The organism is Streptomyces sp. NBC_01089 (genome assembly GCF_045162975.1).
In the GTDB taxonomy this organism is placed as follows: domain Bacteria; phylum Actinomycetota; class Actinomycetes; order Streptomycetales; family Streptomycetaceae; genus Streptomyces.
In genome coordinates, this window is record NZ_CP108660.1 from 6,040,836 (window position 1) to 6,064,954 (window position 24,119).

A 24,119-nucleotide genomic window follows, 5' to 3' on the forward strand; every position below is an offset into this window, starting at 1 on the left:
CTCTCGGTGGTTCCTGAGCCGGGCGCACGGCGCTGCGCGGGCGGCCTCACCGGCCCCGGCCCCGCGCAGCCGAGCGGCCCCGGCGCTGCTCCGGTGCCGCGGCACCGGAGACGTGGCTCTAGTGCCCTGCCCCGCGCTGCTCGCGGATCTGCTCGACCACGTGCGTGGCTGTCTTGCGTACTTCCTCGGTCTCGGTGAGGAAGTGCCAGTAGTCGGGGTGGCGCCCCTCAAGACCCGCGACCGCCCGGTCCAGCCGTTCCACCGCCTGGTCGAGCGGGCGGGCGTGCCGGGGGTCCGGGGTGTTCCGGCCCGCCATGGCCAGCCGCTGGGCGTCCCGGACCGCGAATCTGGTCCGTTCGATCTCCTGCTGCGGATCCTTCGCCACGGCGTTGAGCCGGTCGAGCCGCGCACCGGCGGCCGATACCGCCTCGTCGGTGCTGTTGAGCAGCGAGCGGACCGTGGTGAGCAGGGACGTGGCGTCGGGCCAGCGCTGCTCCTCGCGCGCCCTGGTCGCCTCCTTGAGCTTCTCCTCCGCCTGCCGTACGGACACCGCCGCCTGCTCGGGCACCTGCTGGAGGTCCTGCCAGCACGGTGCGGTGAAGCGGCGCCGCAGCTCGCTGAGGACCGGGCCGACGGTCCCTGCCCTGGTGGTGAGCGCCTGGGCGCGGGTGCGCAGCGAGACGAGCCGCCGGTCGATCTCGGAGGCCCGCTCCGGCAGCCTGGCGGCCTCGGCCCGTACGGCTTCGGCGTCCCGCATCACCTGGTCGGCGCGGTCCAGCGTGCCCTGCACGCCGTGCTGGCCCGCGCCCTGGTTGAGCTTGGTCAGCTCGGGGCCGAGCTGCGCGAGGCGGGTGGCGAGATCGTCGGCCTTGAGTCCGGACTCCCGTACCGCGTCGAGAGCATTGCTCGCGGAGAGGAGCGCCTGTCGCGCCCGCTCCACGGCGGGCGCCAGCCGGGCGAGCTGCGTCTCGGCCTTGCCGAGCAGCGGCCCCAGCCCCTGCCCGAAACGGTCGAGCTCGCCCCTGACCCGTACGAGATCGTCCTTGGCCTTCGTCAGCTCCGTACGCGCCTGGGAGAGTGCGGAGCCCTCCAGACCGTCCCGGTCCAGGTCATGGGCGTCGACCGCGGTGATGTACGAGGTGCTGACCTCGTCGATACGCTGCCCCAGCGAGGCGAAATCGGCGAGGGCCCTGCGGGCCTCCGGCGAGTTGTCCACCGCGGAGATCGTCTCGATCGAGATCCGCAGATCGCGCTGAGCGGTGTCCAGGTCGTAGAAGGCCGCGGCCGCTGCGTCCTTCGCGGCCTGCGCCTCGGCCCGCTGGCTCTCGCCGCGTCCGCCGAACCAGCGCCGGGTGCCGCCACCCGCGAAGGCCCCGGCCAGACCGGCCAGCAACGGCACCGGAAGGGCCATGAGCGTCAGGACATCCCGGACGGCACTCGATCGCGCATACGGCTGCCCGTGTCTTGCCGTCACATCCCTCTCCCGTGCTGGTCCGCCCTGCCCCGGCCATTCTCCCACCAGGCAGGGACGAACACACGGGCCGGTCAGTTCGTGCTTCGAACAGTGATCCTTCCGTTGTCGCTGCGTGCCGTCACCGCGTGGCGGCTCGCGTCGTCCGTGGGCACGCCGACCTCGGTGCTCCCGTTGCCGCTCCGGGTCTCGACCTTGTACGCGAGGCCCGGCTTCTTCGGCAGCGCGATCTCGATCGCCCCGTTGTTGCTGACGCTCTTCACCCGGTCGGGCACGGCGGCGAGCGACAGCCGTACTCCGCCGTTGTCGGAGTCGGCCGTGACCTGCCTGGACGAGATGCCGTCGGCGTTGATGGCGCCGTTGTTGCTGCTCAGGTCCAGGGCGCCGCTGGAGTCCCGGACGGTGACCTTGCCGTTGGCCGAGCGGAGTTTCAGCGCGGCGGCGAAGCCGTTGGCGGTCACGGACCCGTTGTCGTCCCGCAGGACCACGGAGACCCCGCGCGGCACCTCGATCCGGTGCCTGGCGGAACAGCTGCTGACGAGGGCGCTGCACTTCAGTTTCAGGGTGAGCGTGTCGTCCTTCATGGACCAGCTGGGGTCGGGTCCGTTCCCCACGAAGACCCAGCCGTCGACATGCCGGGTGACCTGCACGGACTTCACATCGGCCGGCACCAGCTCGACGGCGGAGTTGTCGGTGTGGACGGTCAGCGTCCGGCCGCTCAGCGCGAACGACTTGTGCTCGGCGGGCGCGTCCGACGCATCCGAGCCGCATCCGGTGAGGGCGACAGAGACGAGAACGGCCCCTCCGGCCGCGACAAGCGTACGAGTACGGAGCGCCACGTAGATCATTCCCCCAGATCGAACCGAACCTGCCGAAGACCCCCCACGGTACGGACGGCCCCCACCTCCGTACGATCCTGCGACCCACCGGACCGGGGTGGGGTTATCCCCCCGGCGGGGGCGGTCCTGGGATGTCCCGCTCGGTTCGGGACGGGCTCCTGCTTGGCCGGTACAACAGGTTTGCGAGCGGGGGCCCAGGTCCATGTACCCTGTTGCTTCATCCACGGGTGCGTAGCTCAGGGGTAGAGCGCTGCTCTTACAAAGCAGATGTCGGCGGTTCGAAACCGTCCGCGCCCACACATCAGTCAGACTCCCAGGACTGTTCTTCAGCGGTCTGGGTGGTTCCCCGCCCATACCGCGGGGGTCTGGCCTGACCACGGACTTGCCGTTTCGAGTTGTCCGGCGAGACGGAAGAGCCGGCTTTCGAGGCCGTACCCGGCGGCGAACTGCATACCGACCGGGAGCCCCGTCACGGCGTCGGCCGTCACAGGTACGGACATGGCGGGCGTGCCTGCCACGTTGAACGGCATGGTGAACGGCGACAGGTCGTTGATGCGCTCGATCCAGCCGAGACCGTCCAGTGTCTCCGCACCCTCGGTATGGGTGCCCAGGAGCACGGGAGGCTCCGGCAGGGTCGGCGTGAGGAGGACGTCGTACTCGTCGAAGTACCGCGCCAGGCTTCGGGCCACCCGGTTTCGCATCGCGAGAGCGGTGAGGAACTGCGCGCCGCCGACCCGCTGCCCGTAGTGGTAGCCCGCGAGAGTCGTCGGCTCAAGGGTCGAGGAGTCGACGGGATGGTCGAAGGCGGCGGCCAGCCCGTCGACCAGGGTGGTGAGGTTCACCGTCATGAGCCGGGCGTTGGCCAGGACGAATTCCTCCCAGTCGGCGCCGAGGCCGACCTCGGTCTCCTCCACCTGGTGACCGAGGGATTCGAGCAACCGCACGGTGCGGGAGAGGGCGTCGGCCACCGGTGCGGCGGTACGGCGTCCGCCCCATGGCTGGGTGAGGACACCGACCCGCAACGAGCCCGGATGGCGGGTGACTTCCTCCGCGTACGGCCGTGACGGCTGCTGGGCGAAGTAGGGGTCGCCCGGTTCCGGGCCGCGTATCTGGTCGAGCAGTAGCGCACTGTCGCGTACGGTGCGGCTGACGCTGCCGTGCACGGCCAGGCCGTTGAAGACCTCGTCGACGTCGGGCCCCATGGAGACCCGGCCACGGGTGGGCTTGATCCCGAAGAGGCCGTTGTAGGCGGCGGGGATACGGAGCGATCCGGCGGCGTCGGTGCCATGGGCGACCGGGACCACCCCGGCGGCGACAGCGGCGGCCGCGCCTCCACTGGATCCGCCCGCGCTGCGTTCCAGGTCCCACGGGTTGCGGGTCGCGCCGTACAACGCTGATTCCGTCGATATGCCATAGGCCAGCTCCGGTGTCGCGGTGCGCCCGAACGTCACGAGGCCCGCGCGCCGGAAGCGCCGCATCAGCGAGGAGTCGGCGCCGGCGACATTACCTGCCGCCAGACGGCTTCCCAGCTCCATCCGCCTCCCGGCCATGGCCACCGCGATGTCCTTGATCAGAAAAGGGACGCCGGCCAGTGGTGTGCTGCCGGGGCTGGGCTCATCGTCGGCCGGCCATGTCTCCACGACGGCGTTGATCCGCGGATCGACCGCCTGTACAGCCTTGCGTGCGGCTGTCTCCAGTTCGGCGGGGAGTACCTCGCCCCTGGCCACCAGCTCCGCCAGCCCGACCGCGTCAAAGCGTACGTACTCGGAAACTCTCACTGTCACTCCCGGACAAGAACGATACCGTCGAGTACCGAACGATACTCTACGGTATCGAAGGGGTCGGACTGGTACCGTGAGAGAGGTTGCGAACCGCACGATCGACCGGAGCGACGGAGTACTCATGGCATCGACCCTCAGAAGGCCGAGCAGAGTGGCGAAGCTGCCGCCTCGCGAGCGCATTCTCGACGCGGCCGAAGAGCTCTTCCAGAGGGAAGGGATCCGGCAGGTGGGGGTCCAGGCGATCGCCGACAAGGCCGAGACCACCAAGATGGCGATCTACCGGCACTTCGAGACCAAGGACGCGCTGGTCGCGGAGTGGCTGCGGATCGTCGCCGCGGACTATCAGGCGGCCTTCGACCGGGTGGAAACCGAGCACCCCGGCCGGCCCGAGGAGCAGATTCTGGGCCTGGCCCGCTTCATCGCCGAGGGGCTGCCCGCGATCTCGTACCGGGGCTGCCCGTTCATCAACTCCCTCGCCGAGCTTCCCGATCGCCTTCATCCGGCACGGCAAGTGATCGAGGACCACAAGGCCCACCAGACCCGCAGGCTGATCGGCATGTGCACCGACGCCCAGATGTCCGACCCCGGCCAGGCCGCGGCCGAGATCACCTTCGTACTCGAAGGGGCGCAGGTCAGCACACAGAACGGAAGCATCGATCAGACGGGAGACCGGCTGATGAGGATCGTCGAGGGAATCGTGGACCGGCACCGCGCCCACCTCGGCGCACACGGGGCGGCCAACTGACCGCTCCACGCCGCTCGCCCGGCCACTGCTCGACGTGGGCATGCGCGTATCCGGCTGCGGCTACGAGCCGCAGATCTGGAGTGCGTCGGATGCGCTCAAGGGCAAAGGGTTCGCCGTCAGCGGTGGTCGGGGGTGTTCGGGGGCAGGGCGTTCGTCACGAGTTCGCGTGCGTACGCGGCGTCCAGTCGGGAGGGGCGGAAGAGGATGCGGTACATCATCGGCGCCACGACCCGGTCGATCACCCGTTCCGTGTCGGGCACTTCCTCTCCGCGCTGTGCCGCGCGGTTCAGGACGGCGTCGATCTGCTCAGCCGCGTAGGCGGAGCACTGGCCGGCGTTGGTGCCGTCCGGATCGCCGATGAGCGCATCCCTGATGTACGCACGCCCGGGCGGAGAGGCCATCTCGTCGAGGAACTGCTCCGCCCACGCGTCGAGGTCGGCCCGCAGGCTGCCCAGATCGGCGGGGTCGGTCTCCGGGCGAAGCCGTTCGACTGCGACGTCGGACAGGAGTTCCTGCAGATCGCCCCAGCGGCGGTAGATCGTCGAAGGCGTCACACCGGCCCTGGCCGCCACCAGGGGAACAGTCAGCGCTTCGCGGCCGGTCTCGCCGACGAGTTCGCGCACCGCGGCATGCACGGACTCCTGCACGCGAGCGCTGCGCCCGCCGGGGCGCGTCATGGGCTTGGGGCTCATGCGGTCCACCTTAAGGCTTAACGCGAATACGTTGCTTCTAGCCGTCCGGGCTCGCGTCGGCCCGGGCTCGCGTCGGCCCGGGCTTTCGTCAGCCTGGGGCTTCCGCCCGTCCGGGATCTCCGTCCGCCCGGGCCTTCTGCTTGCCCGGGCTTCCGTCGGGCGGGACCTTCCGCCCGCCCGTCCCGCTTCCGCCCGTCCCGCTTCCGTCGGTCCTCACCCCTCGGTCCTCACGCCGCCACTGGGGCGATCCGTCCCACGTCGGCGGTTGTCTCCTCGTACACCCGCGCAACGCGCAGCACCGTCGCGTCCCGGAAGGGGCGCGCCATCAGCTGCATACCGATCGGCAGTCCCGCGCGATCGTGCCCGACGGGCAGCGTGAGGGCCGGGGCGCCGGTGATGTTGGCCGGGGCGGAGAGGCGGACGTAGCTGTCGGACACCGCTTCCACCGTGCCGTCGGCCCATTCGACCGTGTCCTGGCCGGACTTCGCGGCTGTCATCGGCACTGTCGGGGCGGCGACGACATCGACCTCGTCGAACATCCGCGCCCAGCCGTCGCGCATCATCGTGCGGGCCCGCTGGGCGCGGAGATAGTCGCCGGCCGAGGTGAGTTCGCCGGCTTCGAGCAGGATGCGTACGTCCGGGGTGTACAGGTCGGGAGCGGCCCGCAACGACCGCTCGTGGTAGGCGGTGGCCTCCGGGACCATCAGCCCCCACTGGGTCGCCTGGATGTAGCGCGCCATCGGGATCTCCACGTCGACGAGCTTCGCGCCGAGCTCCGCCAGCCGCTCGATCGCCCGCCGTACGGCCTCCTCAACCTCGGGCGAGACCCTGTCGAAGTAATGATTGCGGGGAACGCCGACCCTGAGCCCCTTCAGATCACCGATACCGGTGAAGTCCACCGGGTGTCCGGACTCACTCGCCGTGTCACGCGCACTCGCCGGGTCGCGCGGGTCGTACCCGGCCGTCGCGGCCAGCACCAGAGCCGCGTCCCGTGCGCTGCGGGCGATGGGGCCGACATGGTCCAGGGACCAGGACAGCGAGGTCACGCCGGAACGGGGGACGAGACCGTAGGTCGGCTTGAGACCCACAACTCCGTTGAGCGCGGCGGGAACCCGGATGGAACCTCCCGTGTCGGTCCCCAGGGCGAATGTCGCCCCGCCCGCGGCGACCGCCACCGCAGAGCCGCCGCTCGACCCTCCGGCGACACGGCTCAGGTCCCAGGCGTTGCTGGTCTGTGGGGTGGTCAGGCCGTAGGCGAACTCATGGGTGTGTGTCTTGCCCAGGAGAACGGCCCCGGCGGCCTTCAGACGTGCGGCCACCGTGCTGTCGTGGTCCGCGATGTGCCCGGCCCGTACCTCCGAACTCGCCGTGGTGGGCAGGCCGGCGGCGTCGATCAGGTCCTTGAGGCCCAGGGGGATCCCGTGCAGCGGGCCGCGCGGTCCGGTTCCGGAGATCTCCCGTTCGGCGCGAACCGCTGCGGCGAGAGCGGCTTCCGCCGTGACGGTGACGTAGGCGCCGAGCCGTCCGTCGACCGCGCCGATGCGGGCCAGTACGGATGCGGTGAGCTCGACCGGGGACAGTTCCCGTGCGCGTATCGCGCGGGCCGCGTCGGCGAGGGACAGCTCAAAGGGCTGCATCGACGTGCTCCTGTCCGGCTCGGTACGAGATCGCGGGGGGCGTGTCGGCGAAGTCGAGTTCGCGCAGCGTCGTGATGACGGAGTGGATGTGGTTGGCGGTCGCGGCCACCCCTTCGTGCCGGTCGTCCCCGAGGGTGAGTCCCGCCCGCAGCGCGCCGTGGGCGGCCTGCTGGGGGGTGAGTTCGCTGGTCATGGGTGTCCTTCCGGCGCTGCGCCTCACACGGCTGTGTACGGCCGTACACAGCCGTACACAGGCCCGTCTAAAAGCGAATCGTTTGCTTTAGGTGACGGTAGGGCCTACGGTTTCTTAAAGCAAACCAGTTGCTTTTATTCAATCCGAGGGGAGATCACCGTGTCCGTGACCGAGTCCGTGTCTGTTGCCGAGTCCACCCCCGCCCCCGCGCGCACAGCCGCATGGCCCGTGGGCGACCACACCGTGCGACGTATCGACGAAATGGCCCTTCCCGCCGCGACCGGCCCGTGGCTGCTGCCCGGGGCGACCGCGGATGTCGTGACCCGGACTCCTTGGCTGCGCCCCGACTTCGCCGACGAAGAAGGCGCCCTCCGGCTGGCGAGCCACAGCTTCGCGGTCGAGGTGGACGGGCTGCGGATCCTGGTCGACACCGGCATCGGAAACGGAAAGCAGCGCGCCAACCCCGCCTGGCACGACCTGAACAGCGACTACGAGGCGCGGCTGACCGCGGCAGGCTTCGCACCGGAGACCGTGGACGTCGTCATCCTGACCCACCTCCACACCGACCACGTGGGCTGGAACACACGCTTGGACGGCGGCAGTTGGGTGCCCACTTTCCCCAACGCGCGCTATCTCACCTCGCTCACCGAATGGAACTACTGGGCCGGTGCCGAGATGGAGGAGGCGCGGCAGCAGATGTTCCGTGACTCGGTGCACCCCGTCCGGGACGCGGGCCTCTTCGACCTCGTCGATGTCGCGGACGCGGGCACGGACATCGCCCCGGGCGTCCGCCTGCTGCCCAGCCCCGGCCATACTCCGGGCCAGGTGACGGTGGAGCTGAGCAGCCAGGGGGAGACCGCGCTCATCAGCGGCGACAGCATCCACCACCCCGTCCAGATCGGGCATCCGGAGCTGTGCAGCTGCGTGGACATCGCACCCGGACTCGCCGCCAGGACCCGGCGCCGGATGCTCGACTCGCTGGCCGGCACCTCGACCCTGCTGCTCGGCAGCCACTTCCCGCCACCGAGCGCCGGGTACGTGCGGCGCGAGGGCGGTACGTACCGGCTGACGCCGTCCGCACCCGGGGGGCGCGACGTTCCGCCGGGCGCTGCCCTGACCGGGCAGCTCGATGGCGGCCGGTCCGCCGACGGGCATCGCTGACCGTTTCCCTGCGACACCGGGACGGCGGGGCACCCGTCCGCCGGCCACTGCCGCATCATCATCGGGGGAATCATCCACGGGTACCGCACCGGGCGGACCTCACACGCCACGGCGGACGGACCATCAGGGAGGCGTCACATGGCCGGTACGTATCCGGTCGAGCCCGGGGCGGTGGCGGATCCCGCGCCTGAGTGGGTCTGGTACACCTCGTACGGCTCCAACACACACCTCGGCCGACTCGCCCGGTACGTCAAGGGCGGCCGGCTGCCCGGCACCGGCGCCGTGTACCCCGGCTGCCGGGACCGCCGGATGCCCAGCCGGTCCGTACCCGTGGAGCTGAGCGGCGCCCTCTACTTCGCCACCGATTCGCCGGTCTGGGGCGGCGGGCGGGCGTTCTACGACCCGGACGCGGAAGGGCGCGTCTACGCCCGTGCCCACCTTGTTTCGGCGGCCCAGTTCGCGGACATCGCGGCGCAGGAGATGCACAGGCCGCCGGGTGAGGACCTCGACCTCGGCCCGGTTCTCACGGCGGGCACCGCCACGCTGGGGAGCGGACGGTACGAAACCCTGGTGTACGCCGGACAGATGGACGGAGTGCCTGTCCTCACCTTCACCGCGCCCTGGGGCATGGACGAGGTGACGCCGGTCCCTCCCTCCCGTGCGTACGTGCGTGTCATCGCCTCCGGTCTGGTCGAGGCCGGAGCCTGGGACGCGGACACGGTGGCGGCCTATGTGGCGTCATCGCGGGGCGCCGCAGGCCATTGGTCGCACGAGGCGGTCCTGGCACTGATCACGGAGCGGAGTGATCATCCGGCGTGACCCCGGCCAGGGGGCCGCGACCCCGGCCACGGCCGCGACAGCGGCGCCCGATCGCACACCGGGCGCCGCTGCCGCTCACCGTCAGGCCGGTGAGGTGGCCATGACCGCCCCGCCGAGGTGCCGGGCGAAGAACCGGGCCGCGCTGTCGGCCTCGAACCTGGGGAAGGCGGCGTGCTTGCCCGCGTTGGCGTGCAGCGTCTTCTCCTCCGACGCGAAGGCGTCGAACAGCGCCAGACCGGCCTCGCGCGGGACGCGCTCGTCGTCCCACTGCAGGGCGAACTCGACCGGGACGGTGATCTGCCGCGCCGCCTCGAACAGGGCGTCGGGCCACATCATGCCGAAGACCGCGGCCGTGATCCTGGGCTCGGCCGCCACCAGTGGCACCCCGATCGCGGTGCCCAGGGCGATGCCGACGTACCCCACCGGGCCGTCGGCGCCGATCTCCGGGAGCTCCTGGAGAGCGTCCAGCAGCTCCCGGTACTCGGGTACGGCGAGCTCCGCCAGGCGGGCGTTGTAGGGGACGACGACCGGGCGTTCCGGCTCGCCCGCCGCCTGCGCCCCGCGCAGCGCGGCGATGTCCTGCTCGTCGCGCGCGGTGCGCGGCCGGTCGCCGTGACCGGGTGCGTCGATGACGGCGGCATGGAAGCCGCAGCCGGTCACGAGCCGCTGGGCGCGGCCGGACATCGCCGGGTGCTTCTTGTGGGCGCCGCCGCCGTGGCCCATCAGGACGAGGGGTGCGCGACCGGCGCCGGTTCGGGAGGCCGGGGACCAGAGAACTCCGGGGACGTCCCCGATGGTGAAGTCGCGCTCGACCACGCCGTTCGACGAGGATTCGGCGGTGAACCGCAGAGAATGCATGGGTGTTGCCTTTCGGGAGTGCCTTGTGGTCGAGGCGCTCCCGGCGACACCTACGTCAGTCGCCGGCCGTGACGGGAAAGGGGGAGCACCCACGTCGATACAGCGTTCATGGGTCTCACCTCCTTGGGCGGTGTCACGGTCGCCTGCAAACTACCAGCCGGGCCCTCGTCCCCCCCAACCGCTTTTCTCCCGGTCCAGCACCGAGCTACCAGGGCAGGGGACCGGCAGGCGCCGGGGCTACTTGTCCTCGGTCGGGCCCGCCGGGCTGAGGCCCGCCGTCCATTTCTCCTCGATGCGGCCGAACTTCCATATCGCCATGGCCACCAGCCACGTCACGAAGAACAGCCCGACGATCACGAACCCGACGATGTTCAGGTCCAGGCCGCCGACCCAGTCCCAGAACGCGCCGTGCAGGCCCAGCTTGTCGGTGAGCAGGCCGAGCAGTTCGACCGTCCCGATGATGAACGCCACCGCCACGGACAGGCCCGTGATCGTGAGGTTGTAGTAGACCTTCCGGACGGGCTTCGAGAACGCCCAGCCGTACGCGAAGTTCATGAACGAGCCGTCGATGGTGTCCAGCAGGCACATACCCGCCGCGAACAGCACCGGCAGGCAGAGAATCGCGTACCAGGGCAGCCCCGACGCGGCGCCGGAGCCCGCCAGGACGAGCAGGGCGATCTCCGTCGCGGTGTCGAAGCCGAGGCCGAAGAGCAGTCCGAGCGGGTACATCTGCCAGGGCTTGGTGATCGACTTCATCAGGCGGCCCAGGAGCCGGTTCATCAGGCCCCGGTTGTTCAGGTGCTCCTCCAGAGCGGCTTCGTCGAAGTCGCCCGAGCGCATCTTCCGGAAGACCTTCCAGATCCCCACCAGGATCGCGACGTTGATGCCCGCGATCAGGTAGAGGAAGAACCCGGAGACCGTCGTGCCGATCAGACCGGTGACATTGTGCAGCTGCGAGTTGTCGTCGCGCACCGGGCCCGCCACGGCCTTCACGCCGAGCGACAGCAGGAACGCGAGGGCGAAGACGATGCTGGAGTGCCCGAGCGAGAACCAGAAGCCCACCGACAGCGGGCGCTGCTTCTCACTCATCAGCTTGCGGGTCGTATTGTCGATGGCCGCGATGTGGTCCGCGTCGAACGCGTGCCGCATGCCCAGGGTGTACGCGGTGACACCGATCCCGATGCCGAACGACTTCGTACCGAGGCTGTAGTGCTGGGGAGCCACGATCGTCACCAGCGTGAGCCACCCGACGACATGCAGCGCCAGGATGAACGCACCCATGCCGCCCAGCCGGGTCCACTCCTGCCGCGTCATCGACTTCTGCAGACGCCGGCGTCGCGTGGGGGTCTCGGGTGGTGACGTGTACGTGGTGCTCATGGGTGCTGCCTTCCGGTCGATAAGCCGTAAACAGCCAATTGCAATGGTCTCGCAATTGCAACCATGAAGCAGTAAAGGCAGGTCAGGCGGTAGAGGCGGGTCAGACGGCAGAGGCAGGTCAGGGGGTGCCTCGGCGGCCCCTGGCCCCGGCGCCGTCGGCCCGGTACCGGAGCAGCAGCATGGCCGCGTCGTCCTGGAGCGGGCCCGCCGTGTGCTGCACCAGGTCCTTGCGCAGGCACTCCAGCGCGCGCTCCGGATCATCGTCCCTCAGGAGGTGGTGCCGCTCGCCCAGCGGGTAGAACGTCCCGTCCTGGTCCCTGGCCTCGGTCACGCCGTCGGTGTAGAGCAGCAGCTGGTCGCCCGGGCCGAAGGCGACCCGGAACGGCTGCGGCCCTTCCGTCCCATGGACGCCCAGGCCCAGCGGAAGCGCGTAGTCCGCCGGCTCGGGGAAGTGCGCGGAGCCGTCCGCCCGTACGAGGAGGGGCGGCGGATGGCCGTAGTTGAGGAACAGCGCGCCACCGTCCGGGCTGATCTCCGCGATCAGCGCCGTGACGAACTTCTCGCCCTGGAGTGCCCGGTCGACGGACCGCTCGACGCGGGCGCCGACCCCGGCCAGGTCCGGCTCGTCGTGCGCGGCCTCCCGGAAGGCGCCGAGGACCACGGCGGCGGTCTCGACCGCATCGAGCCCCTTGCCCTGTACGTCGCCGACGATCACCCGCACGCCGTCCGGGGCGGCGACGACCTCGTACAGGTCCCCGCCGATATGCGCCTCGGCCACGGCCGATGTGTACGAGACGGCGGCCCGCAGATGGCCCGCGGTGTGCGGCACCGGGCGGAGCAGCACCCGCTGGGCGACCTCCGCGATGGAACGCACGCTGGCCAGCTCTGCCTCGCGGCGCTGGCGCATGACCGCGGCCGCGACACCGGCGACGGTCACGCCGAGCACCGACGACATCGCGGTGTAGCCGCGTCTGGCGTGGAACGCGCCGTCGTGCCAGGCGAGCGAATAGCAGAGCACCAGGGCGAGCAGTCCGATGGCGGCCGTGCGCCGCCAGCCGCCGATCAGCCCGGCGAACGCCGGCCCGAGCGAGATCAGCGGCAGGAACCCGACCCCCGAACCGGCCGAGATGTCCACCCCGGCGACCACGGCCATCACCGCGAACGGCAGGACCGACAGCGAGGCGAACGCGGGACTCTTCTCCTCTGGCACAGGGCACTCCGGTGGTGTGGCGGGCGATTCGCGGGCGGTGGTGTCTCCTCAGCCCTCCCGAGCTGTCAGATCTGTCAGATGTTCAACTGCTCGGTTCCGTTGCACGTGAGAGCCGGTGTACGCGCCCCGGGTGCATCTCCGGCCGCGTGCCCGGCCGGGTGCCCGGGGGAGCGCCCCGGCAGCTTGTGGCCTCGGGCTGTGCCCACCTTAGATGTTTAGACTATGCAAATGTTTCCCTGGCGAAGCATCGGGGTCGGCTGTGCTGTTATGGAATCGAGGCCGGCTGTACGAAGGGCCGTCCGAACACCGGCGGCCGACCCGACTGTGAAACCGAACACCCCCATGAGGCAGTCTCTGTTGACGTGTACTCACTCCCGCACCAGAGCCAGCAGGGTTCCGCCGAAGGGCACATGATCGTCTGCGGTGACGACGGCCTGGCCCACCGTCTCGCCGTCGAACTGCGCGGTGTGTACCGGGAGACCGTGACCCTCGTCGTACCGCCCGCCGGTGCGGCGGGCGTCCCCGACAACACCCAGCTCACCCCGGTCGGGCGGGCATCCGCGCTCTTCGGGCGGATGTCGCGCGTCGTCACGGGACCCTCGTCCGGCGACCGCGACCCGGTGGCCGACAGGCTCATCGAAGCGCCGGCCCCGGACGACGACGTACTGCTGCGGGCCGGGGTCGAGGAGGCGTCCGCGCTGGCGCTCGTCCACCAGGACGACGAGGTGAACATCCGGGCCGCGCTCGCCGCCCGGCGGCTCAACCCCAGGCTGCGGCTGGTCATCCGGCTCTACAACCGCAAACTCGGCCAGCACCTGGAGGAGCTGCTCGACCAGGCCGCCGCGGTCAGCGCGCCGGACATGGACCGGAACGAGGTCGACGCCTCCACGACCGTGCTCTCGGACGCCGACACCGCGGCCCCCGCGCTCGCCGCGACCGTCGTCGCCGGTACGAGCAAGGTCGTCCAGGCCGACGGGCTGCTGCTGCGCGCCGTGGAGCGGCCGCCCGCCCTCCGGCCCGGCGCGGCCGGCGATCCCGGACTGTGCACCCTGGCGCTGCTCTCGTCGACCACGGGCGACCCGGGAGGAGCCGACGGTTCGGACAGCAGCGGCGAGGCGGGCCCCCAGCTGCTCCCGGACGAGGCGTCCGTCCGGGCGGCGTCCGGGCGGGGCACGGTCGTCCTGGAAGCGGTCTCCTACCGGGGCCCCGACCTCTCCCCGAGCAGGCTGGCCGGCCGCGGCGCACCCCTCGCCCAGGTCTTCTCACGGCGGCTGCGCTGGTCCCTCTTCGGGATCTTCGCCTCGGTGCTCGGCCTGGCCGTCGCCTCCTGGCTGACCACCGGCGATCCTCCGGTGCACGCCGCGTATCTGACCATCCTCGACATCTTCGCGATCGGCGACCCCGCGATCGGCGAGCCCACCAGCCGCCAGGTGATCCAGATGCTGTCCGGACTCACCGGACTGCTGCTGCTTCCGGTGCTGGTCGCCGCCGTACTCGAAGGGCTCGGTACGTTCCGCACCGCCGCCGCGCTGCGCCGTCCGCCGCGCGGGCTCTCCGGGCACGTCGTGCTGCTCGGGCTCGGCAAGGTCGGCTCACGGGTGCTGGCCCGGCTGCGGGAGCTGGACATCCCGGTGGTCTGCGTGGAGGCCGACCCGGAGGCGCGCGGGATCGCCCTGGCGCGGCGGCTGCGGGTGCCGATCGTGATCGGCGACGTGACCACGGAAGGCGTGCTGGAGGCCGCCAAGATCCAGCGCGCCCGCGCTCTCCTCGCGCTCACCAGCGCCGACATCACCAACCTGGAGGCGGCGCTCTACGCCCGCACAGTGAAGCCCCACCTCCGGGTGAGCATGAGGCTCTTCGACGACGCGTTCGCCTCCGCCGTCTTCCGTACGCTGCGAGCCGCCCACCCACAGGCGGTCACCCGGAGCCGGAGCGTGTCCACGCTGGCCGCGCCCGCCTTCGCCGCGGCGATGATGGGCCGCCAGATCCTCGGCGCCATGCCGGTCGAGCGCCGGGTGCTGCTGTTCGCGGCGGTGGACGTCGCGGGCCACCCCCTGCTGGAGGGCCGCACCCTCGGCCAGGTGTTCCGGGAGGGCGCCTGGCGCATCCTCGCGCTCGACCTCGCGGACCCGGACGAGCGCCGCCCCGATCTGTCCGCGCCACGCTCCTCGTACGGCGACGGCGACGGCGAGGCACGCAAGGCCGAGCTGGTCTGGAACCTGCCGCAGAGCTACGTCCTGCGCCCCGAAGACCGGGTCGTCATCGCGGGGACCCGGCAGGGCCTGGCCGACCTGCTGGGGCGGCAGCAGCCCCGGGTCCCGGCGGAGCCGTAGCCGTAGCCGTAGCCGTAGCCGAGAGGAGAGGAGAGGAGAGGAGAGAGGGGAGAGGAGGGAAGGGGAGAGCGGGAGCGGGTCACCCGGATGGCGGCGCTCCGGTGGTTGCCCCGGGGTCGCTCGCAGAGGCTCGGAGCTGTCACCGGGAGGGCAGCGGCACCGGCGCCACCAGGGCCGGAACACCTCACCGGACTGTGGCGGGCGCGGGGATCCGAGTGTTCCCGCAGCCGCCTCCGCGCCCCCGCGCGTGCGCGCGGCCGAGAGGAGTCCGAAGTGACCGACCAGGACGACGGCCCCGACGCGCCCCCGACCGGACCCACGCCCGCGCAGTCCCCGGGCACCGGACCCACGCCCGCGCAGCCCCCCGGCACCGGACCCACGCCCGCGCAGTCCCCGGGCACCGGACCCACGCCCGCGCAGCCCCCCGGCACCGGACCCACGCCCGCGCAGTCCCCGGGCACCGGATCCACCTCGGCGGAAGCCCGCGGCACCGGTTCCACCCCGGCGGATCCGGCGCCTCCCGGCCCTTCCGTACCGCCGGGCCCTCCCGTACCCCCCGCCCCCTCCGATCTCACGGAGCTGGCAGCCGAGGCGTACATCTACGGCTATCCGCTGGTCTTCGACCTGTCGATGGTCCAGGCCGCCCTCCACGAGGGGTTCGGTTCGCTGCCGTCCGCCTCCTTCAACGAGTTCGCGCACGCCGCACGGCTCGCCACCCCCGACGCGCACTTCGTGTCGGTGAACAACGACACCGTGTACTCGATCGCGCAGCTCGATCTCTCCGGCGGCCCGCTGCTGCTGCACGTACCGGACACGCTCGGCGCGTACTACGTACTGCAGTTCATCGACGCGTGGAGCAACAACTTCGCGTACGTCGGCCGCCGGGCGACCGGCACCGGTGAGACCAAGTGGCTGATCGTGCCGCCCGGTTGGGCCGGTGAGACCCCCGAGGGGATGACCGGGGTGATCGACGCGCCGACGACGGTCGCCTCCATCGCCGGCCGTTTCGCCTGCGACGGCCCCGCCGACCTGCCGCGGGTGCACGGGCTCCAGCGGCGGCTCACGCTCAAGGTCCTCGAAGCCGTCATGCACCACAACTGGCTGCCCACGGCCGACCCGGATGTGCCCGAACCGCTGCACTTCTTCGAGAAGCTGCGGGTCTGGATGGCGGCCTTTCCGCCGGCGGCCGACGACCGCGCCTACCAGGACAGGTTCCAGCCGCTGCAACTCCTGGAGGAGGGGCCGTCGCCGTACCGCCACGCGGCCCCGGAACTCGTCCACGCGCTGACCGAAGGGCTGAAGCGCGGAGCGGCGCGGGTCGAGAAGGCCGGCCACTCCGGGGTGGACGGCGTACGCGCCCCCGGGGCCTGGGAGATGAACCCGCACCTCTTCGACTACAACCTCGACTGGTTCGGGGTGGGCACCCGTGACTCCCCGGAGTGGCGCATCGCCGACCGGACGTCCTCGTATCTGACCAGGGCGGTGGCCGCGCGGGTCGGTCTGTGGGGCAACCACGGCTACGAAGCGGTGTACGCACACACCTTCGAGGACGCGGACGGCCACTGGCTGAACGGATCGAGGAAGTACACCCTGCGCTTCGACAGCCCGCTGCCCGTGCGGTCGTTCTGGTCCGTGACCATGTACGACTCCCCGGACTACTTCCTCGTCGCCAACCCCGCCGACCGCTACTCCATCGGCGACCGCACGCCGGGCCTGGTGTACGGCGACGACGGGTCGCTGACGCTGCACATCCAGAAGGACCGGCCGGCCGACCCGGCGGAGGCGGCCAACTGGCTGCCCGCGCCGCAGGGCGACTTCCGGCCGATGCTCCGTCTCTACACGCCGGAGCAGTCCGTCCTGGACGGGAGCTACCGGATCCCGCCCATCACCCCGAAACGGGAGCCGGAGACCGGCTGAGGTCCGGGGCTGTCCTGACCGCGGCAGACTGGATGTATGTGCCGCAGTATCAAGACTCTCCGTCCGCCCGTACTCGCCGGGGAAGCGACCGACGAGGACATCAGGGCCGCAGCGCTTCAGTACGTACGGAAGGTCTCCGGCTTCCGGGCCCCCGCCGCGCACAACCGCGTGGTGTTCGACCGGGCCGTCGACGAGGTCGCCCGGGCAACGCGGGAACTCCTCGCCGACCTGGAGGTCCGAGGGGCCGGGGCGCGCGGGGCCGGGTGAGCGGTCAGGAGGCCGTGGCCGTGGCAGGTGCCGGGCGCCGTATCAGCAGCGCGGCCACCGTGCCCGCGCCGAACAGCGCGAAGAGCGAGACCGCCGTGCCCAGCCAGCTCGTGCCCAGCCACTGGCCGCCGAAGTAGCCGAGCCCCACGCTGTAACCGGCCCAGGCCACGCCCGCAAGCGCCGACCAGGGCAGGAACTCCTTCGCCCTGCGGTGCGCGGCGCCCGCGCCCAGCGAGACGACCGAGCGGCCGGCCGGTGCGAAGCGCGCTATCACGACGAGCAGACCGCCGCCCCGCGCCAGCGCCGTGCCGAGGCGTTCCTGCGCGCTGGTGAGCCGACGGGAGCGGGCGATGGCCCGGTCGAGCCGTTCGCCGCCGCGCCAGGCCAGCCGGTAGGCGACCAGGTCACCCACCACCGAGGCGACGGCGGCGCAGGCGGTGAGGATCAGCAGGTCCGGGACGTTGTGCGGGACTTCTCCGGCGACGGTGGTCGAACCGGCGGCGGCGCCGGTGGCCGCCGTGATCACCAGGACTCCGCTGGGGAGCAGCGGCACGAAGACATCGAGGACGACGGAGAGCGCGACCACGGCATAGATCCATGGACTGTCGGTCAGCGACCGCACACTCTCGAACACCGGACTCCCCGTTCGTGATGGCGCCGCGGCGTCGCAGGGGAGCGGCAGGTGCGGCTGTACAGCCATACAGCGTACGCGTGGAGATCCGGCGCCCATCCGCCGGGGCCGGTGATGTTCGAAAGGTCCCGTTCACCCGGATGACTGCTCCAGTGCAGGGGTTTGGCCATGGTGCGCTCAGGCTGGGGCCGTACGGCGTGGAGCGGCGGCGGACGAGCAGCCGGGCGGACGAGCGAGGAGCGGACGATGGTCGTGGCAGGGGTACTGGCCGGAGCGGCGGCACTGGCGATGCTGACGGGCGGCGGGGCGGCCCCCGCGGGGAACGCGGACGCCGGGAACGCGCCTGCGGCGGGGAGCGCGGTCGCGGGGAGCGCGCCTGCGGGGAGCGCGGTCGTGGGAAACAAGGATGCCGGCAACGCGCCTGCGGGCGGGTACTGGCAGCGCGTCCACGCCCAGTTCTCGCCGCCCACCGCCTTCCTCCCGTCGTCCGCCGTGACGTACGACATGAAGCTGGTGCCCGCGGCCTCCAGGATCGAGGTCGAGCAGACCACGGCCCCCTCGGGCACCCGTGTGACGGCCCGGCTCGCGGGGCTCAAGCCCGGGCACGCCTTCGGGATGCGGGTGCACACGGGGCCCTGTGGCAGTACCCCCGGCGAGGCCGGCCCCCGTTATCTGCGGAGCACGGACGGCCGGAAGGCGGGCCCCGACGACGAGATGCGGCTGGATTTCACCACTGATACGGGGGGTGCGGCCACCGTGACCGCGCGGCGCGGCTGGAACTTCCGGCCCGGCGGCGCCCGTTCGGTGGTGATCGACGGGGCGCGGGGCGGCACGGCGGACCCCGTCGCGTGCTACACGGTGCTGTTCGCGCCGACCGGCCCCGCCGCGTAGGCCATCGTCCGGGTCGGGCCGGACCGGGCCCGATCAGACCGGATCGTCGGGATCGGGCCCGGCGGGGCTCGGCCGTACGGGTCAGGCCACCACCGGGGCCGGTTCGGCGGCGCGCCGCCGTGGGACGAGCACCGGGCCGAGCGCGAGTGCGCCCGGGCCGGTGAACACGAGCAGCAGGAAGGCCCAGCAGAACATCACCGAGGGCTCGCCGCCGTTCTGGATCGGCCACAGGGCGTGCGACTGGTGCACATGGAAGTACGCGAAGGCCATCGAACCCGACGCGACGAACGCGGCCGGGCGCGTCAGCAGCCCCGTCAGCACCAGTACGCCGCCGACGAGTTCGATGACGGACGCGTATCCGTCGGGCCAGCTGCCCGCCGACACCGTGCCGCCGCCCGGCGCTCCGCCGAGCACACCGAAGAGAGAAGCGGCGCCGTGGCAGGCGAAGAGCAGGCCGACGACGGCGCGGAAAAGAGCCAGGGCGTACGGGCGGGCCAGGTCGGCCTGCCGGCCGGCCGAGGACACTGCCGTGGATATCGCTGAAGGCATGACGGGGGAACTCCTTCGGTGGGGGAGACCGGAGCAGCCTTAGATTAGGTATGCCTGACTAGAACTTGCAAGTTCAACATTCGGTCAGGTTTCCCGTGCCCCGCCCGGCTCCTCGGCCCTTCCCCCCTCCACTCATCCCCTCCTTGTCTCCTTGTCTCCTTGTGTCCTGGCCGTGGCCGGTTCGGCTCAGTCCCGGGTCAGTTCGCGGTCCAGTACGGTCTCCAGCCGGCTGCCCTTCCCGCTCTCGTTCCGGTTCCCGCTCCCCTTCCCGTCGCCGCGCGCCTGTGTCAGCCGCAGCCGGGAGGAGCGGCCCAGCAGATCGAGGGTCATCAACTGGTTCCCGAACCACGGACCGCCGCTGCCGTCGCGGCCCCTGCGCCAGCCGACCGGCGGATCCGCCAGCCGCCCGTGCCTCCGCAGGGCCCGGCCGAGCAGCCGGCCCGTGCGGCTCCAGCCGAACCTGAAGCCGAAACGGACGTACGCGGGAATGCTGTTGTGCACCGGTGAGCAGGTCAGCTGCACGACCAGGGAGTCAGGCGCCGGTTTCCCCGCCGACCGGGACGGCCAGTGCGGCTCGGCGACGTACGCGTGGTGGACGTCGCCCGAGAGCACACAGATCGTCGCGGGTGCCCCCTCGCCCGTCCCCGTTTCGGCGATCAGTCGGGTCAGCTCGTCGAAGGAGTCCGGGAACGCGGCCCAGTGCTCCAGGTCCGCCGTCCTGCGCAGCTTCTCGCCGAACCGTGCCCACCGCGCACCGCGTACCCCCGCGCAGAGCGCCGCGTCCCAGCTCTCCGCGTCGTGTATCAGCGGCGGCAGCAGCCAGGGCAGCGACGTCCCGATGAGGAGGTGGTCGAAGGACCCCGGACCTTCGGCCAACTGGGCGCGCAGCCACTGGGTTTCCTCGGGGCCGACCATGGCGCGATGTTGTTCGTCCAGGACCCGGGCGGCGCGTGAGTCGACCATCAGCAGCCGGGTGCGGCCGAAGTCGCGCCGGTAGCTCCAGCGGGTGAAGGCGGGGTCGGCGTCGGCCTCCGCGGCGAACTTCCGGAGCGCCTCGGTGCCGTCCGGTGCCGTGCACACCGCCGCGTACAGCTGGTCGGCCGCCAGCTCGGCGGGGGAGAGGTTGCCGAGGTGCTGGTGGACCCAGTACGACATCAGTCCGCTGAGGATCCGTTCCTGCCACCAGTCCGTGGCGCGGATCTCCTGCTGCCAGGCCGCGCTGGTGTTCCAGTCGTCGATGACGTCGTGATCGTCGAAAATCATGCAGCTGGGCACGGTGGAGAGCAGCCAGCGCACCTCGGGGTCGAGCCAGGACTCGTAGTAGAGGCGGGTGTACTCCTCGTAGTCCGCGACCTCGGCACCCGGTGGCTCGCGCAGATCGCGGCGGGCGGCCAGCCAGTCCCTGGTGTCGGCCGAGACCTCGTCCGCGTACACCTGGTCGCCCAACAGCAGCAGGATGTCGGGCCGTTCGGCAGGAGGGCCGGCGGCCAGCGAGGCCGCGAGCGTGTCCAGCGCGTCGGGGCCCACCGGGTCGGCCTCGCCCTGGGCGGGGGCGGCCCAGCGGCAGGACCCGAAGGAGACCCGCAGCCCGGGGGCGCCCGCCGGATGCCCGGATCCGGCGCCGGGGCCGCCGCCGGATCCCGTACGGGGGTCGTCGTCGGACTCCGTACCGGGGTCCGGGGTGCGGATGGTGCTCGGCGGGAAGGGTGAGTCGGGCGGCGGCCACACCTCTTCGCCGTCCACCCGTATCCCGTACGGCGTCTCCGTTCCCGGTACGAGTCCGGTCACCGGGACGAGCGCGTAGTGATGCCCGGCTATGCGGAACGTGCGGGCCTCACCGCCCGCGCCGTCCGGGCACCGGACCTCGACCGTGCAGGGCCGGTCGGCCTCGACCCAGATGGTCGCCGACTCCCCACGGTCCCAGTCGACATACCTCAGCAGTGGTCCCAGGCGCAGCCCGGCCATGAATGTCCTCCTCCGTCGCCCCGTACCGTACGGAACGGAACGACGGAGGGTCAGGGCCGGGTTCCCGGGGGGAGCTGCTCAGTAACCGCTCAGCAGCCGTTCAGTACTCCCTGGAGTGCCGTCTTCTCCGCCGAGTCGACCGTGAGCTTGTAGTAGTGCTTCACCTCCACCCAGGCACGGACATAGGTGCACTTGTAGGCGGCGCGCGGCGGCAGCCACTCGGCCGGGTCCTTGTCGCCCTTGGACTGGTTGACGTTGTCCGTCACCGCGATGAGCTGCGGCCTGGTCAGGTCGTTGGCGTACGCCTGCCGCTGCGCGGTGGTCCAGCTGCTGGCGCCCGAGCGCCACGCCTCGGCGAGCGGGACCATGTGGTCGATGTCCACGTCGGACGACGCGGTCCAGGTCGCGCCGTCGTACTCGGAGTACCAACTGCCGCTGGTGGCGGCGCAGGTGGAGCTCTGGACGACATTCGTGCCGTCGCGCTTGAGCACCACTTCGCGGGTGTCGCAGGTGCCGGACTGGGTGATCCAGTGGGGGAACTTGTCCCGGCTGTAGCCGCTGGACGAGCCTTCGGCGGCGACGGTGAGGGAGCTGAGGTACGTCCGGGCGGTGGCCGCGCTCACCGGGGTGGGCAGGGCGGCCTGGGCGGAGGGGGCGGTGACGAGACCGGCGAGGGTGATTCCCGCGGTCGCGGTGAGTACCGCTATTCGACGCGCGTAGACACCTGAGACACCTGACATGCGAACTCCCGTGGGGTGGAGGGGCTTTGCCGATGCGGCTCGGCCATCGTGGCGGCGCCGGATTGCCGTGAGGTGGGCGCCGGGTAACAGCCTGGCGACATGGGCACGTCACATCAAGAGGGCTGCCGATGTTTGACGCTTCGACAGATTCCCCGCACAGCTGTGCGGTTGCCGCCTGTCGCCGCTGTCCGCGCCGTCCTCGGGGGCCGTGCCCGGGGTGCTTCCGCTGGTCGCGGCCCCCGGTGGGTGCTCTCGCCGGATCCGGCGGCGCCGGGGCCTTCCGTGCTGCCGGGGTATGTGGGGCGACCTCTGTGCCGGTTGTCGCACTTTTGGTCGTGTCGTCACTCGGTCAGGCTTTTGTCGGAAATGTGTGGCTGCTGGTGCGGGTGGGGCGGGGGAGTCCGGGGATTCTGTATCGTGTACGGAGCAGAAGGGGAGTAGCTCTTCGCCGGAACGTCGACATACTGCTGAACCTCGGTTCGGCCGGCGCCCGGAGGCGGATCTTCTTGGAGACCCGCCAGCGAGACCTTCGGCAGCAGTGTCCAGTTGACGCTGCCGTGCCGAAGCGACCCCTTTTCTCTTCGAGTCAGGTCCTCCCGGTGCGGTCAGCCCGAACCGATTGAGGAAACAACCCGTGATCAGCTTTACGATCCTGGCGATCACCTTCGGCGTGGTCTTTCTCGCCGAGCTCCCCGACAAGACCGCTCTCGCCGGCCTGATGCTGGGTACCCGCTACCGGGCCTCGTACGTCTTCGTGGGGGTCGCGGCGGCCTTCGCCGTCCATGTCGCGCTCGCCATCGCCGCGGGCAGCGTGCTGACCCTGATCCCGCACCGGCTGCTGCAGGCGATCGTCGGTGCGCTCTTCCTCGCGGGTGCGGCGATGCTCCTCTTCAAGAAGGACGAGGAGGAGGAAGAGGTGAAGGCCCCCGCCGACCAGTCCTTCTGGAAGGTGGCAGGGGCCGGGTTCATGCTGATTCTCGTCGCCGAGTTCGGTGACCTGACCCAGATCATGACGGCCAACCTCGCGGCCCGTTACGACAGCCCGGTCTCGGTCGGGATCGGCGCGGTGCTGGCGCTCTGGGCGGTGGGCGGCCTGGGGATCCTCGGTGGCCGCAAGCTGATGAAGCATGTGCCGCTGAGGCTGATCACGAAGATCGCCGCCGCGCTGATGCTGGTGCTCGCGGGATTCAGCCTGTACGAGGCGATCGCGGGCTGAGGCCCGCGGCTGGCGGGCTGTTCCTGGTCCGCCGAACAGCCCCCAGGTCTTCCGTGGGGGTCAGGCCGTGACGTGGACCAGCAGGGCGCCGTCATCCGTACCCTCGACGCGGATCCGCGTCAGGTCGGCCACCTGCACGGTCGGCCGGTGGGCCGCCGCGCGCGGGCCCACGCCCACCACGCGCATGCCCGCCGCCAGGCCCGCGGCGATCCCCGCCTCCGAGTCCTCGAAGACGATGCACTCGTCCGGGCTGAAGCCCAGCTCGGCCGCGCCCTTGAGGAAGCCCTGCGGGTCCGGCTTGCTGGCGCCGACGCTCTCCGCGGTGATCCGGACCCCGGGCATCGGCAGACCGGCGGCCGTCATCCGGGCCCGTGCGAGCCCCGCGTCGGCCGAGGTCACCAGTGCGTGCGGCAGGGTGGCCAGCGAGGCCATGAAAGCCGGTGCGCCGGGGACCGGGACGACGCCCTCGGTGTCGGCGGTCTCCAGGGCGAGCATCGCGCGGTTGTCCGCGTAGTTCTCCTCGACGGGGCGGTCCGGCAGCAGGATGGCCATCGTCGCGTACCCCTGACGGCCGTGCACCACCTTGAGCGACTCGTGCGGGTCCAGGCCGTGCTCGACGGCCCAGCGGTGCCAGATGCGCTCGACCACGGCGTCCGAGTTCACCAGTGTCCCGTCCATGTCGAGGAGCAGGGCGCGTGCGGGCAGGACGGTCATCAGGGACTCCAGAGGTGCGGGAGCAGAGACAAGGCGGCCCCGCCCGCCGGTCAGGGAGTACGGGCGGAACCACTTTGTTTCGTCAGGGTACAAAACAAAGGGGGCTCCGCGCC

Annotated in this window: 22 protein-coding genes and 1 tRNA gene; 9 read left to right on the forward strand and 14 right to left on the reverse strand. The window is 71.3% G+C overall.

Translation table 11 applies throughout. From position 1 onward, the window contains the following. Nucleotides 1-118: 118 nt before the first annotated feature. Nucleotides 119-1,474 carry a hypothetical protein gene (locus OG510_RS27150; protein WP_406140239.1) on the reverse strand — a complete coding sequence of 452 codons (1,356 nt, stop codon included), beginning with the start codon at nucleotides 1,472-1,474 and terminating at the stop codon, nucleotides 119-121. A gap of 71 nt (nucleotides 1,475-1,545) precedes the next feature. Then, nucleotides 1,546-2,319 carry a DUF4097 family beta strand repeat-containing protein gene (locus OG510_RS27155; protein ID WP_406140241.1) on the reverse strand — a complete coding sequence of 258 codons (774 nt, stop codon included), beginning with the start codon at nucleotides 2,317-2,319 and terminating at the stop codon, nucleotides 1,546-1,548. Between the two features lie 216 nt (nucleotides 2,320-2,535). On the opposite strand from OG510_RS27155, the gene OG510_RS27160 reads away from it, so the two are divergent. Continuing rightward, a tRNA-Val gene (locus OG510_RS27160) sits at nucleotides 2,536-2,607 on the forward strand. Nucleotides 2,608-2,636: 29 nt separating this feature from the next. Here OG510_RS27160 and OG510_RS27165 read toward each other — a convergent pair. After that, the gene (locus OG510_RS27165; RefSeq protein ID WP_406140243.1) at nucleotides 2,637-4,088 is read right to left on the reverse strand and encodes an amidase; all 1,452 of its coding nucleotides are present in this window, start codon (nucleotides 4,086-4,088) and stop codon (nucleotides 2,637-2,639) included. Between the two features lie 124 nt (nucleotides 4,089-4,212). Here OG510_RS27165 and OG510_RS27170 point away from each other — a divergent pair, with 124 nt between their 5' ends. Then, nucleotides 4,213-4,836 (forward strand): TetR/AcrR family transcriptional regulator, encoded by a 624-nt coding sequence (locus OG510_RS27170; protein ID WP_406140245.1) that lies wholly within the window; start codon nucleotides 4,213-4,215, stop codon nucleotides 4,834-4,836. Between the two features lie 116 nt (nucleotides 4,837-4,952). On the opposite strand, the gene OG510_RS27175 is transcribed toward OG510_RS27170, so the two are convergent. From OG510_RS27175 to OG510_RS27185, 3 genes are all read right to left on the reverse strand, one after another. After that, nucleotides 4,953-5,528 carry a TetR/AcrR family transcriptional regulator gene (locus OG510_RS27175; RefSeq protein ID WP_406140246.1) on the reverse strand — a complete coding sequence of 192 codons (576 nt, stop codon included), beginning with the start codon at nucleotides 5,526-5,528 and terminating at the stop codon, nucleotides 4,953-4,955. A 227-nt stretch (nucleotides 5,529-5,755) separates the two neighbouring features. Beyond that, nucleotides 5,756-7,165 carry an amidase gene (locus tag OG510_RS27180; protein WP_406140248.1) on the reverse strand — a complete coding sequence of 470 codons (1,410 nt, stop codon included), beginning with the start codon at nucleotides 7,163-7,165 and terminating at the stop codon, nucleotides 5,756-5,758. Beyond that, nucleotides 7,152-7,358 (reverse strand): hypothetical protein, encoded by a 207-nt coding sequence (locus OG510_RS27185; protein ID WP_406140250.1) that lies wholly within the window; start codon nucleotides 7,356-7,358, stop codon nucleotides 7,152-7,154. The genes OG510_RS27180 and OG510_RS27185 overlap by 14 nt, the downstream gene beginning before the upstream one ends. Nucleotides 7,359-7,586: 228 nt before the next feature. Between OG510_RS27185 and OG510_RS27190 the strand changes: the two genes are divergently transcribed. Next, complete coding sequence (locus OG510_RS27190) at nucleotides 7,587-8,519, forward strand: MBL fold metallo-hydrolase (protein WP_406142580.1); 933 nt, start codon at nucleotides 7,587-7,589, stop codon at nucleotides 8,517-8,519. A gap of 138 nt (nucleotides 8,520-8,657) precedes the next feature. Further along, nucleotides 8,658-9,338, forward strand: coding sequence for a histone deacetylase (locus OG510_RS27195; protein WP_406140252.1), 681 nt, complete (start codon nucleotides 8,658-8,660; stop codon nucleotides 9,336-9,338). 81 nt (nucleotides 9,339-9,419) lie between these two features. Here the strand turns inward: OG510_RS27195 and OG510_RS27200 are convergent, their stop codons facing one another. The 3 genes from OG510_RS27200 to OG510_RS27210 all read right to left on the reverse strand — a co-directional run bounded on the left by OG510_RS27200 (nucleotide 9,420) and on the right by OG510_RS27210 (nucleotide 12,783). Further along, a complete protein-coding gene (locus OG510_RS27200) occupies nucleotides 9,420-10,196 on the reverse strand; it encodes an alpha/beta hydrolase (RefSeq protein WP_406140254.1) in 777 nt (258 codons plus the stop codon). Nucleotides 10,197-10,433: 237 nt separating this feature from the next. Then, a complete protein-coding gene (locus OG510_RS27205; RefSeq protein ID WP_406140256.1) occupies nucleotides 10,434-11,573 on the reverse strand; it encodes a HoxN/HupN/NixA family nickel/cobalt transporter in 1,140 nt (379 codons plus the stop codon). 118 nt (nucleotides 11,574-11,691) lie between these two features. Further along, complete coding sequence (locus OG510_RS27210) at nucleotides 11,692-12,783, reverse strand: PP2C family protein-serine/threonine phosphatase (protein ID WP_406140257.1); 1,092 nt, start codon at nucleotides 12,781-12,783, stop codon at nucleotides 11,692-11,694. Between the two features lie 410 nt (nucleotides 12,784-13,193). On the opposite strand from OG510_RS27210, the gene OG510_RS27215 reads away from it, so the two are divergent. From OG510_RS27215 to OG510_RS27225, 3 genes are all read left to right on the forward strand, one after another. Beyond that, the gene (locus tag OG510_RS27215) at nucleotides 13,194-15,116 is read left to right on the forward strand and encodes an NAD-binding protein (protein ID WP_406142581.1); all 1,923 of its coding nucleotides are present in this window, start codon (nucleotides 13,194-13,196) and stop codon (nucleotides 15,114-15,116) included. A 273-nt stretch (nucleotides 15,117-15,389) separates the two neighbouring features. After that, on the forward strand, nucleotides 15,390-17,033 hold the full coding sequence (locus tag OG510_RS27220; protein WP_406140259.1) for a DUF1254 domain-containing protein: 1,644 nt from the start codon (nucleotides 15,390-15,392) through the stop codon (nucleotides 17,031-17,033). A gap of 36 nt (nucleotides 17,034-17,069) precedes the next feature. Continuing rightward, entirely contained in the window at nucleotides 17,070-17,300 is a 231-nt protein-coding gene (locus tag OG510_RS27225) for a DUF2277 domain-containing protein (protein WP_406140260.1), read from the forward strand. Nucleotides 17,301-17,304: 4 nt separating this feature from the next. Here OG510_RS27225 and OG510_RS27230 read toward each other — a convergent pair whose 3' ends face one another. After that, nucleotides 17,305-17,934, reverse strand: coding sequence for a DedA family protein (locus OG510_RS27230; protein WP_406140262.1), 630 nt, complete (start codon nucleotides 17,932-17,934; stop codon nucleotides 17,305-17,307). A gap of 165 nt (nucleotides 17,935-18,099) precedes the next feature. On the opposite strand from OG510_RS27230, the gene OG510_RS27235 reads away from it, so the two are divergent. Further along, nucleotides 18,100-18,822 (forward strand): superoxide dismutase family protein, encoded by a 723-nt coding sequence (locus tag OG510_RS27235; protein WP_406140264.1) that lies wholly within the window; start codon nucleotides 18,100-18,102, stop codon nucleotides 18,820-18,822. A gap of 81 nt (nucleotides 18,823-18,903) precedes the next feature. Here the strand turns inward: OG510_RS27235 and OG510_RS27240 are convergent, their stop codons facing one another. From OG510_RS27240 to OG510_RS27250, 3 genes are all read right to left on the reverse strand, one after another. Beyond that, nucleotides 18,904-19,371 carry a DoxX family protein gene (locus OG510_RS27240; protein ID WP_406140265.1) on the reverse strand — a complete coding sequence of 156 codons (468 nt, stop codon included), beginning with the start codon at nucleotides 19,369-19,371 and terminating at the stop codon, nucleotides 18,904-18,906. Between the two features lie 186 nt (nucleotides 19,372-19,557). After that, nucleotides 19,558-21,336 (reverse strand): alkaline phosphatase D family protein, encoded by a 1,779-nt coding sequence (locus OG510_RS27245; RefSeq protein WP_406140267.1) that lies wholly within the window; start codon nucleotides 21,334-21,336, stop codon nucleotides 19,558-19,560. Between the two features lie 89 nt (nucleotides 21,337-21,425). After that, nucleotides 21,426-22,076, reverse strand: a complete 651-nt coding sequence (locus OG510_RS27250) for an HNH endonuclease family protein (RefSeq protein WP_406140269.1) — start codon at nucleotides 22,074-22,076, stop codon at nucleotides 21,426-21,428. Between the two features lie 634 nt (nucleotides 22,077-22,710). Here OG510_RS27250 and OG510_RS27255 point away from each other — a divergent pair. Beyond that, complete coding sequence (locus tag OG510_RS27255) at nucleotides 22,711-23,292, forward strand: TMEM165/GDT1 family protein (RefSeq protein ID WP_164264873.1); 582 nt, start codon at nucleotides 22,711-22,713, stop codon at nucleotides 23,290-23,292. A gap of 60 nt (nucleotides 23,293-23,352) precedes the next feature. Here OG510_RS27255 and OG510_RS27260 read toward each other — a convergent pair whose 3' ends face one another. Beyond that, nucleotides 23,353-24,006 carry an HAD-IA family hydrolase gene (locus OG510_RS27260; RefSeq protein WP_406140271.1) on the reverse strand — a complete coding sequence of 218 codons (654 nt, stop codon included), beginning with the start codon at nucleotides 24,004-24,006 and terminating at the stop codon, nucleotides 23,353-23,355. Nucleotides 24,007-24,119: the final 113 nt, after the last annotated feature.

Bases quoted from the DNA above. Each gene is read 5' to 3' on its own strand.
- OG510_RS27205 (WP_406140256.1), bottom strand. From the start codon at position 11,573: ATGAGCACCACGTACACGTCACCACCCGAGACCCCCACGCGACGCCGG.
- OG510_RS27240 (WP_406140265.1), bottom strand. From the start codon at position 19,371: ATGCCTTCAGCGATATCCACGGCAGTGTCCTCGGCCGGCCGGCAGGCC.
- OG510_RS27155 (WP_406140241.1), bottom strand. From the start codon at position 2,319: ATGATCTACGTGGCGCTCCGTACTCGTACGCTTGTCGCGGCCGGAGGG.
- OG510_RS27260 (WP_406140271.1), bottom strand. From the start codon at position 24,006: ATGACCGTCCTGCCCGCACGCGCCCTGCTCCTCGACATGGACGGGACA.
- OG510_RS27245 (WP_406140267.1), bottom strand. From the start codon at position 21,336: ATGGCCGGGCTGCGCCTGGGACCACTGCTGAGGTATGTCGACTGGGAC.
- OG510_RS27170 (WP_406140245.1), top strand. From the start codon at position 4,213: ATGGCATCGACCCTCAGAAGGCCGAGCAGAGTGGCGAAGCTGCCGCCT.
- OG510_RS27235 (WP_406140264.1), top strand. From the start codon at position 18,100: ATGGTGCGCTCAGGCTGGGGCCGTACGGCGTGGAGCGGCGGCGGACGA.
- OG510_RS27195 (WP_406140252.1), top strand. From the start codon at position 8,658: ATGGCCGGTACGTATCCGGTCGAGCCCGGGGCGGTGGCGGATCCCGCG.
- OG510_RS27185 (WP_406140250.1), bottom strand. From the start codon at position 7,358: ATGACCAGCGAACTCACCCCCCAGCAGGCCGCCCACGGCGCGCTGCGG.
- OG510_RS27250 (WP_406140269.1), bottom strand. From the start codon at position 22,076: ATGTCAGGTGTCTCAGGTGTCTACGCGCGTCGAATAGCGGTACTCACC.
- OG510_RS27200 (WP_406140254.1), bottom strand. From the start codon at position 10,196: ATGCATTCTCTGCGGTTCACCGCCGAATCCTCGTCGAACGGCGTGGTC.
- OG510_RS27215 (WP_406142581.1), top strand. From the start codon at position 13,194: ATGATCGTCTGCGGTGACGACGGCCTGGCCCACCGTCTCGCCGTCGAA.
- OG510_RS27180 (WP_406140248.1), bottom strand. From the start codon at position 7,165: ATGCAGCCCTTTGAGCTGTCCCTCGCCGACGCGGCCCGCGCGATACGC.
- OG510_RS27225 (WP_406140260.1), top strand. From the start codon at position 17,070: ATGTGCCGCAGTATCAAGACTCTCCGTCCGCCCGTACTCGCCGGGGAA.
- OG510_RS27175 (WP_406140246.1), bottom strand. From the start codon at position 5,528: ATGAGCCCCAAGCCCATGACGCGCCCCGGCGGGCGCAGCGCTCGCGTG.